Genomic DNA, 11,308 nt, shown 5'->3' with positions numbered 1-11,308 from the left:
TAAAAAATCTTAATTAATTCTCAATTAGAATAGAAAACTTATTTCTTAATCTTTTTACTGAAAGAGCTAAATGTAATAAAATATGTATTATCATTTAACGTAACTAGCAGAAGCCCCATCTTCAACCAAGTGAGTGGTAGTAGCTTACTAATTGACTTAATCATAAAAAAATTATCTTCACATATATAATTAATAGAACTTTATGGGGGATGATATTTATGAAATTAAAATCAATGTCGATGGGATTAGCATTATTATTATTTGTTGTTGGCATTCTCGAATTTGTGATGATGTTTATGAAAATAGAAATACCAATAGCGTTGGGGACAGCATCCACAATATTGCTAATTATAGCTAGCATGTTTGCATTTATGGAAGTACGAAAGATTAGAAAATTAGCTTATCCTTTAATTATAATTTATTCTCTTATAGTAATACCTTTTATAGGGAGAATTGTAGGTAATAAAATTATATACATGAGTATTACTATGATTAGTTTTATTGCTATTATAGTACTTGTATATAAAGACTTGATTATAAGTAATAAAGAAAAAACCACACAAAATTAAGTTATAGAATTGTTTTATGAATATAACCTTAAAGTTTAACATATAAGTGAGGGAATAAATAATTCCTAGAAACACTGTATTATTCAGAAATGGATTTTACAGTGCTTTTTATTTCACCATTCAAATATAAATCCTATGTTATCTATAAAATTTATAGAATTAAGTTCTATTAAATGATAAAATTAGAAATGCTTGAGTTGAAATGGTAAAAAATGATAATTAAGAATTAATATGTACTCAATTAGATTACAAATGATATGGGCAAATAAATAGGGGGAGTACAATTGGAAAAAGGAAAGTTAATCGGACAAGGTAGAACGGCTGAGATTTTTGAATGGGGAGAAGATAAAATTTTAAAGCTTTTTAGGTCAGGTATCCCACAAAAGCAAGTCAGAGATGAATATAAAATTAGCTTAGAAATTAGCAAAAAGATAAAGTTAACACCTAAAGTTTATGAATTTATAGAAATAGACAATAGAAATGGTATTATCTATGAACGAATTAATGGGCCAGCTATGATGAAAATAATAGCATCTAAACCTTGGACAGTAAAAAAGGAAGCACAGAGGTTAGCTGAATTACATAAGTCAATTCAGAAAAAGATTGATTTTGAACTACCTAAATATAAAGTTAGACTTATGGAGGATATATCAAGAGTAAATTTATTATCTGATGATATAAAGACAAAGTTATATAAATATATTGAAGAGCTTCCAGACGGCGATATGTTATGCCATGGAGATTTACATCCAGATAATATACTAATTACAAAAGATGAACCAATAATAATTGATTGGATGACAGCAACCAAAGGAAATCCATTAGCTGATGTTGCAAGGACTTCAATAATGTTTAAGTTTGGTGATATTCCTGAAAAATCATACATTGAGAAAAAAATTATTAATTTTATCAGAAAAAAGTTTTATTTAGAGTATATAAAAAGGTATATAAATATCTCAAAAGTTGATATAGAGCAAATTAAAAGATGGGAATTACCTGTTGCAGCAGCCCGGCTCGTTGAATGGATACCAGAAAACGAGAAAATAGATATATTAAATTTTATAACTAGAGAAATAGAGAATTTACCATAAAAGCTATCGAGTAATGAATAATATTACGTTGCAATATTTATATTTAACGTCAAATAATAAAAAACAAATAATTATTTTAAACACCGTATTATTCATAATTGAATTTTACGGTGTTTTTACGTCACGTTTTGATTAATTTGCGAAATAATGTTTGAAGTTAAAAGTGTGAACAATGATTTTCGAAAACTGACTATTATGGTGGTTACAAGACATGCTACAATTAATTCACGGTAGGTAGAAAAAGATGAAGCAATATAATTATCTATCTATAGCGTAAGTAAAAAATGTGAAAGGTGAGGTATTAAATGAATTATTCAGTTGTATTTTATTTTGATGATGAAACAAATGATAAAATAAAATCATTGATGCACTTGATTGTTGATAATGGGGTTAATGATTATTTAATTTCAAATAAAGTTCCACCACACATTACAATTGCAGATTTTGAATGTGAAGATATAAGTACGGTTATTAATTCACTAGAAATATATAAAGAAGAAATAAGACAGAATTGTGTATATTGGGCATTTATAGGATTATTTAATCCAAGCGTTTTATTTCTTGCACCTGTTGTTAATCAATTTCTTTTAAAATCATGTGAAATGGTAAATAATTTAATTAAAATAGTTCCAAAGGCTAAAAATAATAGTAACTATATCCTATATCAATGGGTACCACATACTACTATAGCAGCAAAACTATCCTCACAAGAACTTAAAAAGGCTTTTTTAGTTGCAAATGACAATTTCAAAGCATTTGGAGGATATGTCACAAAGTTGGCTATTGTTCAAAATAAACCTAGAACGGATATAAAAGTATGGAGTTTAAAGGAATAATATCAGTAAATAAAGTTATGGCATAAATCTTTTATTTAATACAGTAAATGAAAAATAAATAATTTATAAGAATATCGCATTATTCAGAAATGAGCTTGCGGTATTTTTTTACGTCATAGAATAAATATGCTAGAAAAAAAGAATTACACAAACTATATAAATTGCTTTTCAAGTTTGGAGGGATCATATCATAATCATATTATCCACCAACCTAACGTAATACTATCTATTAGAGATATAATGACGCAATTCGATTAAAAGACAAACTAAAAGTAAAGTATGTTCTTTAAAAATTGAATAATGAGGTATTTACGAAATATGTTATAATTGGTTTATGATAATAAGATAATCTTAGTTAAAAATTATCTGTATGAGAGATACAGATAGATCAGAATTTGGAGGGAAATTCTATGGATAGCTTGCTTTTTATTGGATATGAATTTTTGACAGGGTTTGTTCCTTTTATTGTGACTTTCTTGATATTCAATAATATGAATAAACGTAAGGGTATGTTAACATCAAGAATTCATTGTGGGATTACTATTGCTTTTGCAATTTATATAATTTCTGTATTTTATTTTACAGGAACAGGAACTTTATATGATATACTTCTTTATCGCTTTGAAATAAGGCAAAAGATAAACTTTATGCCATTTTCTAATGAAATTGATATAGTGGGATATTTACAAAACATATTACTTTTTATTCCCTTTGGTATTCTACTTCCTTTTTTATGGAAAAAGTACGATAAACTTATCCATATTTTCGTATCAGGATTTTCATTTTCAATGTTTATAGAAGTCACTCAATTATTAAACAATAGAAGTACTGATATTGATGATTTAATATTGAATACTATAGGTGGACTCATTGGATATGGTATATATAAAATGTTTGTTTGTGTAATAAAAAGTGAATCTAAATCATGTGATTTCTGTAAATGGGAACCCATCATATATATAATTGTAATGTTTATGGGACGTTTTCTTTTATTTAATGAGATTGGATTTGCAAAATTACTTTATGGATTTTAATTTATTAGACAAACTATAATTTGTTAAGTAACTTAAAAAGAAAATATAAATAACATATTAAAATATCGCATTGTTCAGAAAGGAATATGCGGTATTTTTTTGTCATATTTCAAATAAAATGCGACGCAACTATTGAATCAAAAGTTAGAGTTGGCATTATGGTAAGTATAAGGTATAGACGTAAGGTAAATGTAAGATAAATTTAACCTCTTTCGATTTCCTCATATGGTTATTAGTACTAAAATGAAGGTGATAAGGAGGAGGGATTATGAAAAAGAAAATATTTTTTACACCTGTTATTATCTTAGAGGATGCTGCCAGGTAAATCCTAATATAACCCCAGATGAGTTTTTAGAAGCAATAATTAGATACAGGTGATGTAGCGGAAATAGAGAAAGAAGGGGAAAAATACAATTTGGGCAAAATAGTAAATCTAAAAAAGTTTATAGAAAAAGTATCTTCACAGGAATTAAAAAATCTTAATTAATTCTCAATTAAAATAGAAGCCTCGTATCGTATTATTTATATTTAATGTAACAACTAAAAAACGGCCAATTTACATAGACACCACACAATTCTAATTGCTTTAGTACATAATCTAATATTTTTTCAGATACTTGCCACCTTGTATAGGAAAACAATAAGAAATAAAGAATAAACAGGGAGAATTCTTTTCCTCATTTATTCTTTATTTTATAACTTTAATTTTTTATATTGCCCAGTTTTGTGCCCTTTCCATTTCATTATACATATTGTAATATCTCTTTTTGTTTTTTAATAATTTTTCATGACTGCCTTTTTCCTCTATACAACCTTCATTTAATACTATAATTTGATCTGCATCTTTTATAGTATTTAATCTATGAGCTATTACTATTACAGTTTTATTTTTTGTAAGTTTTTTTATTGCCTTTCTAATTTCAAATTCATTATCTGCGTCTAAGGAAGCAGTAGCCTCATCTAAAAGAACTATAGGTGCATCTTTTAATATTGCCCTTGCTATGGATATTCTTTGTTTTTCTCCACCTGATAAAGTTGACCCACCTTCTCCTACCATAGTGTCATATTTATCTTCTAGTTTCTCTATAAATTCATGACAATTTGCAATCCTTGCCGCTTCTATTACATCTTTTTCTGTGGCGTTAGGATTTCCTAATTTTATATTATTGTATATAGTATCATTTAAAAGATATACGTCTTGAAATACCATGCTTATATGCTTTAATAATGAATCTGGATTTATATTACTTATATCCTGTCCGCCTATTTTTATTGTTCCACTGCTTGCATCCCAAAATCTAGCTATAAGACTTGTTATTGTAGTTTTTCCCGATCCAGAAGGTCCTACTAACGCTGTCATAGTTCCTTCCTTGGCATTAAAGCTTAGATTATTAATAGTATTTTCTCCTTTTTCATATTCAAAGCTCACATTATCAAACTGTATATCATAATTTTCAAAGTTTGTCTCTTCATATTTGTAACTCATCTCGGGATAATTATAAATTCCTTTTAGTTTTTCTGTTGCCAGCTTAAGGTATCTAAAAGTTCCGTATTGAGCTGCAAAAACTCTTATTACATTTGTAAGCGCCATATTTATTATAATAAATGTTAAAAACTCTTTTTTACCAATGCTTCCTACTCCAAATTTTGCTGTACCTATAATAAGTAATACAGGGAAACTTAAGTCTACTATTATCTGAAATATAAGTACAAAAGGAACAATTGACACCTCTGTTCTTATACTTTCTCTCTTTAAATCTCTAAATGATTTTTCCAATCTTTCAAACTTCTCGCCCACTAGGTTATGAGATTTAAACACCTGTATTCCCGTAAGATACTCAACCATTCTTGATATAACTTCATTCATCACTATCTTCTTTTCCTTACCTACTTTAGCAACCCTGCGCCCTCCTGCTAATATAATAGGTATAGCTACAAGCACAATTGCTAATTGAATAACAGCTAACTGAGTATCGATAAAAAATGTTATTATAAGAAGATAACTACTAAGAAATACTGTTTTTATTAAATCACTAGTATTATGAGTTATTATTTTTTCGAAATCTTGTAAGTCATTGGTCATTATATTAGATAAACTTCCTATACTGTTTTTATTAAAAAATCCTAAATTAATATTTCTGATATGATCTCCTAAGGATATACGCATACTTTCAATACCCCTTGCCCCTCTAGTCTGTATTCCTGTATATCCTATCATATTAACTATAGTTCTAGCTATAAAAGCTATTACCATTACAATAGTATAATTTTTAATCTTAGAGAAACTTAACTGAGAGTTAATTAAATCTAAAAGTACAAAATACAACATTGAATAAAAAAACATATTAAATAAAGTATCTATAGTTAATAAAATTATAGGTTTTCTAAGCTTTTTACTGTGATCCCCAAACAATATCTTTATATCTTGTAACATACTACTCACCCCCTGCTGCCTTTGCTAATTCATAATCATACATATCCCAAAGATGTCTATATAATCCTTTTTTATTCATAAGATAATTATGCTTTCCTTGTTCTATAATTTTTCCTTCATCTAAAACTACAATTTTATCTGCATTCTTTATGGTATACAATCTATGAGCTATGATTATAGCAGTTTTGCCCTTTAATAAATTTCTAAGAGCTTCTTGTATTTTACTTTCATTTTCTATATCTGAATAAGATGTAACTTCATCTAAAATTACAATAGGACTGTCTTTTAATATTGCCCTAGCAATAGAAATTCTTTGCTTTTCTCCTCCGCTAAGCTTAATACCATTTTCTCCAATGGATGTATTATACCCATCAGATAAACTCATTATAAAATCATGGATTTGTGCCTTTTTACTAGCTTCAATAATCTGATCCATAGTTTTATTAGAACCCATTCTAATATTTTCTAATATGGTATCTTGAAGCATAAATACATCTTGGAATACAAAGGATACTTTATCCATAAGTTCTTCCATTTTAATATCTTTTAAATCTATACCGTCTATAGTAATACTTCCCTTATCCACGTCCCAAAACCTTCCTACCAATTGGCCTAATGTGGTTTTTCCTGAACCAGAAGGACCTACCAAAGCAACTACACTTTTAGGTTCTATAGTTAATGATAGATTTTTTATAACTTCCTCTTTATCATATTTAAATGTGACATTATTAAACTGGATTTTTCCATTGATTTTTTCATTTAGATTCCTGCTGCCTTCTACCTGTATAGGCTGATCCAAAATATCTCTTACCTTTCCAGCTCCTTCTAGAAGCATTGAAAATGATACTCCAAATTCTAATAATTGTTTAAAAGAAGTAAGGAAATTCGAACTTAATATTAAGAATAATAAATAGGTAGATACATTTATATTTCCTTTCAAAAACATTATTCCTCCAATAGGAATCATAAATAAAAGTCCTGAATCTATAAGAACTAAAAATACTGCATAGGCAGGTGAACTTTCCTTAGTCATTTGAACCCAGTAATCTGCATATTCTTTTGTGATATCCTTATAATTCTTAAAGGATTTTGCAGATAAATTGAAAGCTTTCATTACATTCATTCCATTTATATATTGAATAATAGTAGAGTTAAGCTTTTGAATTAAATAATGATAATGCTCCATCCTTTCATTCATAGCCTTAAACATACCTATTTGGCTTATAATTCCTAAAATAATAGGAATAAATAAGACCGAAGCTAGTCTCCAATCCAAATATATAAGATAGCCTATAATTATAATAGGAGTTACAGCTGCTGAAGATAAATCTGGAATTTGATGTGCTATAAAGTTTTCTAACTTTTCTATATCCTCATTTATGGTTTTTTTAACTTCTCCTAGAGTATGGCCTGTAAAAAATCCCATATTAAGCTTTGACATATGATTTATAGCTTTCATTCTAAGTTCATAAAGTATGGTAAAGGCTGCTATATGAGAAAATACTCCCGATAGTAAAAACACAGCCATCCTAATAACTACAATAACACCTACAGTTATAGCCATGGATTTAATTCTTTCATAATCCACTGTATTCTTAAAAAGCTCTAATACTATATTATACATAAGAATATAGGGTACTATAGAAAGTAGTGAACTTATTACGCTAAATAGTGCAGACAAATATAGTTTAAATTTTTCTTTACCAGATATATCTAAAAGAAACCCTAAATTTGATTGTTTTTTCATAATCATCCTCCTTTAAAATATTTACTTGCTAAATCGATTTAACTAATTTATGATTGCTTATCATCTTATGAGATTATTATAGATGATAACGATTATCATTATCTACTCCAAAAGATAAAAAATGCTCCAAAAAACAAAGACTAATAGTTTTGTTAAATTGAAGCATTTTACCTAACTTATTTATTCATATTTAATTTTCTATATTTTAATGGAGTCATCTTATTATACTGCTTAAATACACTGGCAAACTTACTTGGATTTTCATATCCTACTTCATTTGCAATTTCTAAGACTGACATATCTGTATTTTTTAATAAGCCTTTCCCTTTTTCAATTCTTAACTTTTTTATATATTCATAAACTGTATATCCTGTTATTTTTTTAAATTCTTCTTGCAATTTATATACGCTTATATTTAAATTACAAGCTAATTCCTTAACAGATGGCGTATTTTGAAGGTTCTTACTTATTATTTCTTTAGAGGCAATTATAATTTCTGTTTCTTTTTTAGCTGAATCTCCTAAAGATTTTTTATTGCACTTCTCACCAAAAAAGGTAGCTAAAAATTCCATAATCTTGAGCTTTAGCTTCATGTAATCTAACATATTGTTTATTGACATATTATCTATTTCCGCAGCTATTTTTTTCATATCACGGCTAGCATTTTCAATTATCAATATTTCCCCTTTAAATATTTCATTTATATGATTCTGCCAATCTATTATAATTTTATCTTCCCATATTGGATTTATAACATTTTTAATGGTATTAAAATTCATATGAATGGATATAGTTTTGCAGTTATCATATTTAAATTTAAAATAATCTACATCGTTTAACGCCTTATAGATACAAGTCTGTCCTTTTTTAAAGGCATATTCTTTTTTATGTGGAAAGGTTATAAGCTCCCCAGTTCCACTATAGCAGTAACTTATTTCTAGAATATCATCTTTAGAGCTGCTATTATCAAAATCTATATCTACTTTATACATATAAAATCTTGAAAGTTCCAATCCATTCTCTATCTTCATCCTTGAAAAATTGCCCATACCAAATTGCTCACCAATAATATACTTTTTCCCTAAAATCTCTTCTGAGGTTTTACAGCTAAACTCTTCCTCAATATATGTGCAGTATCTATCTATAATGTCTCTTTCAACTCCCAAAACCATCCCCCCATTTTAATAGTGGAAAATTGAGAGTTAAGGTTTCCTTATTTATTATATAAAAGCTTTTTTAACTTTCAATTCTCAATTATCTTAAACTATCAATTTACCATTTGATAAAAGTTCTCAACTAAATAATATATATTCATTTTATCATTTTAATAGACTTTATCTACATATTTTAATAATTTTTTGTAATTATTTTTTAATGCTTATTCAATATAATCACTCTTTTTACTTCATTCATTGATTAAAGTGAGAATTAAGTGTCCTTCGAAAACTGAATAATGTGATATTGGGGGAATATGTTATAATTTACTTATAATAGGTGAATAAGGTGGAGGAAATTTATATTGGGAGGGAAAAAATGATTTTGGTAGTTGAATGTATTGTTGCGTGTGTGGTATTTACGCTAATGATATTACCATCACAATATAAGGAACCAATTAAACATATTATGTCGTATCCTACAGCAATCAGGAATAGGGTGGAAGAGCTTCCACAATATAAAGGTATTATACAAGAAAAGAAAAAAAAGCATTTAACAGTAAAGATAATTGCAGTTTTCATATTCGTGATTATTCTTGCTACAGTAGCTTACTTTTCGGGAGCTAAAAGTTTTTCAGAAGCTTATCTTCATGTATTTACTTTGTTTTTTGTAGTAAATATTTATGATATGCTTGTTTTGGATATAGGGATTTTTTGTCACAGTAAAAAAGCCAGAATACCTGGAACAGAAGATATGGATAAGGAATACAGAAGTCCCTGGCATCATGTAAGAGGCGCTATTTATGGAACCATAATAGGCTCTGCAGTAGCATTGTTGGCTGGAGGAATGGTTTATTTCATATCCATACTATAAGTATCTAAAGCAGACAAATTCTAGCTCATGATAGTATCATAAGGCGAACTACAGATTATTTATATTAGGAGGTATTAAATTGAGTGAATTAATTTTAGTAAAACCATCAAAGGTTTTAGAAGAAAAAATTCTGGAATACAAACAAGAGTATTTAGACTTTGAGGAAACTAATATCAATGGCAGTTGTGGCCTAGCTCGTTATAATGATTTTGATGAATGGCTTGAAATTGTTCTTTCAATTGAGAAAGATAAACTTCGCAATAATGTTCATGCCAGCACATTCTTTTCTGTAAGAAAATCTGATAATAAAATTATAGGTACTATTCAACTCCGTCACTTTTTAACTGATGAATTAGAGAAACATGGAGGGCAAATAGGTTATGGCATTCGTCCAACTGAGCGAAAAAAAGGTTATGGTAAGAAACAATTATCACTTGTTTTAGAAATTGCAAAAGATATGAAAATTCCCAAAGTAATGATTATCTGTGATAAAGATAATATTGCTTCAAGTCAGACTGTAATGAGTTGCAGTGGTATATTAACAGGCGAAAATTTCCATGAAGGTAAAGAACAACAAATATATTGGATCAACCTCCGCTAATAAGAAGAATCTACAGTAAGTTTCTTACACAATATTTTTATTTAACGCCAAACAATAAAAAATGAATAATTATTTTAAATATTTTAAACACCGTATTATTCATAATTGGATTCTACGGTATTTTTACGTCATGTTTTGATTATTTGACGAAATAAATAATGTTCTTTGAAAGTTGAATAGTACGGTATTTACAGAATATGTTATAATCGATTCATGATAGTAGAAAATTATGTTATATGTAAAAAGTGGGAGGATTATAAAATGGATGAGCCTTTTTGGGAAAAAACATACAGAGATGATACTCTAACAACATTTGGGACTAAACCGAATAGAACAATTGAAACTATGTGGGAAAGCTTTAATAAGAATTGGTCAATATTAGATGTTGGGTGTGGAGAAGGAAAGAATCCACTATTCTTAGCTGAAAATGGTTTTAAAAACGTTGACGCATTTGATTTGTCACAGGCTGGTATAGAAAAGTTATTAAAGATTGCATCAGAACGTAAGGTAAAAGTTAATGCGTGGATTCAAGATTTGATTGAGTATAATTTTAATAAAAGATATGATTTAATAATGTCACATGGGACTTTACATTTTGTAGAAAAAGAGAAGTGGAAAAAATTTATCATTGATGCCAAGAATAATACAACTATTGGAGGCTTAAATATTATTCATATATTTACAAATAAAGTTCCTGCATCTTATGATATTGCTCCATTTGTCAAAGGCTTAGCTGAGGAAGGAGAACTTGAATCAATGTATCAAGATTGGCAAATTATTAGTTCAACTTCACATGTCTTTGAGGATGAACATCCAGGTGTAGCTAAACACTTACATGCGTCTAATACAGTAGTAGCAAAGAAAAAAGAATAAAAAACTTCTATAAGGAAGATATGCTGTTTCACATCATTCGTATTTAATGACTTAATTATAAAAACGAATAAATCATTTAAATGCCGTATTATTCA

Annotated in this window: 10 protein-coding genes; 7 read left to right on the top strand and 3 right to left on the bottom strand. The window is 28.0% G+C overall.

The features are described from left to right. Positions 1–218 precede the first annotated feature (218 nt). The 4 genes from B2W91_RS10430 to B2W91_RS10415 all read left to right on the top strand — a co-directional run bounded on the left by B2W91_RS10430 (position 219) and on the right by B2W91_RS10415 (position 3,530). The gene (locus B2W91_RS10430) at positions 219–569 is read left to right on the top strand and encodes a hypothetical protein (RefSeq protein WP_291580580.1); all 351 of its coding nucleotides are present in this window, start codon (positions 219–221) and stop codon (positions 567–569) included. A gap of 284 nt (positions 570–853) precedes the next feature. Next, the gene (locus tag B2W91_RS10425; protein ID WP_291580579.1) at positions 854–1,660 is read left to right on the top strand and encodes an aminoglycoside phosphotransferase family protein; all 807 of its coding nucleotides are present in this window, start codon (positions 854–856) and stop codon (positions 1,658–1,660) included. 305 nt (positions 1,661–1,965) lie between these two features. Then, complete coding sequence (locus B2W91_RS10420; RefSeq protein ID WP_291580578.1) at positions 1,966–2,496, top strand: hypothetical protein; 531 nt, start codon at positions 1,966–1,968, stop codon at positions 2,494–2,496. Positions 2,497–2,906: 410 nt separating this feature from the next. After that, positions 2,907–3,530, top strand: a complete 624-nt coding sequence (locus tag B2W91_RS10415; RefSeq protein WP_291580577.1) for a VanZ family protein — start codon at positions 2,907–2,909, stop codon at positions 3,528–3,530. Positions 3,531–4,239: 709 nt separating this feature from the next. On the opposite strand, the gene B2W91_RS10410 is transcribed toward B2W91_RS10415, so the two are convergent. The 3 genes from B2W91_RS10410 to B2W91_RS10400 form a co-directional block, all read right to left on the bottom strand. Beyond that, a complete protein-coding gene (locus tag B2W91_RS10410) occupies positions 4,240–5,964 on the bottom strand; it encodes an ABC transporter ATP-binding protein (protein ID WP_291580575.1) in 1,725 nt (574 codons plus the stop codon). 1 nt (position 5,965) lies between these two features. Further along, positions 5,966–7,711, bottom strand: a complete 1,746-nt coding sequence (locus B2W91_RS10405; protein ID WP_291580574.1) for an ABC transporter ATP-binding protein — start codon at positions 7,709–7,711, stop codon at positions 5,966–5,968. 176 nt (positions 7,712–7,887) lie between these two features. Next, the gene (locus B2W91_RS10400; protein WP_414633118.1) at positions 7,888–8,883 is read right to left on the bottom strand and encodes a helix-turn-helix domain-containing protein; all 996 of its coding nucleotides are present in this window, start codon (positions 8,881–8,883) and stop codon (positions 7,888–7,890) included. A 361-nt stretch (positions 8,884–9,244) separates the two neighbouring features. Between B2W91_RS10400 and B2W91_RS10395 the strand changes: the two genes are divergently transcribed. The 3 genes from B2W91_RS10395 (at position 9,245) to B2W91_RS10385 (ending at position 11,213) form a co-directional block, all read left to right on the top strand. Continuing rightward, a complete protein-coding gene (locus B2W91_RS10395; protein WP_291580572.1) occupies positions 9,245–9,739 on the top strand; it encodes a hypothetical protein in 495 nt (164 codons plus the stop codon). 79 nt (positions 9,740–9,818) lie between these two features. Then, the gene (locus B2W91_RS10390; RefSeq protein WP_291580570.1) at positions 9,819–10,340 is read left to right on the top strand and encodes a GNAT family N-acetyltransferase; all 522 of its coding nucleotides are present in this window, start codon (positions 9,819–9,821) and stop codon (positions 10,338–10,340) included. Positions 10,341–10,601: 261 nt separating this feature from the next. After that, the gene (locus tag B2W91_RS10385; RefSeq protein WP_291580569.1) at positions 10,602–11,213 is read left to right on the top strand and encodes a methyltransferase domain-containing protein; all 612 of its coding nucleotides are present in this window, start codon (positions 10,602–10,604) and stop codon (positions 11,211–11,213) included. The last annotated feature ends 95 nt before the right edge of the window (positions 11,214–11,308 follow it).

Source organism: Clostridium sp. UBA6640 (genome assembly GCF_002455975.1).
Classification (GTDB): domain Bacteria; phylum Bacillota; class Clostridia; order Clostridiales; family Clostridiaceae; genus Clostridium_J.
This window is presented reverse-complemented; position numbering and strand designations above follow the sequence as displayed.

Excerpts from the sequence above, each read along its gene's own strand:
- B2W91_RS10430 (WP_291580580.1), top strand. The coding sequence starts at position 219 with ATGAAATTAAAATCAATGTCGATGGGATTAGCATTATTATTATTTGTT.
- B2W91_RS10420 (WP_291580578.1), top strand. The coding sequence starts at position 1,966 with ATGAATTATTCAGTTGTATTTTATTTTGATGATGAAACAAATGATAAA.
- B2W91_RS10415 (WP_291580577.1), top strand. The coding sequence starts at position 2,907 with ATGGATAGCTTGCTTTTTATTGGATATGAATTTTTGACAGGGTTTGTT.
- B2W91_RS10410 (WP_291580575.1), bottom strand. The coding sequence starts at position 5,964 with ATGTTACAAGATATAAAGATATTGTTTGGGGATCACAGTAAAAAGCTT.
- B2W91_RS10405 (WP_291580574.1), bottom strand. The coding sequence starts at position 7,711 with ATGAAAAAACAATCAAATTTAGGGTTTCTTTTAGATATATCTGGTAAA.
- B2W91_RS10400 (WP_414633118.1), bottom strand. The coding sequence starts at position 8,883 with ATGGTTTTGGGAGTTGAAAGAGACATTATAGATAGATACTGCACATAT.
- B2W91_RS10395 (WP_291580572.1), top strand. The coding sequence starts at position 9,245 with ATGATTTTGGTAGTTGAATGTATTGTTGCGTGTGTGGTATTTACGCTA.
- B2W91_RS10385 (WP_291580569.1), top strand. The coding sequence starts at position 10,602 with ATGGATGAGCCTTTTTGGGAAAAAACATACAGAGATGATACTCTAACA.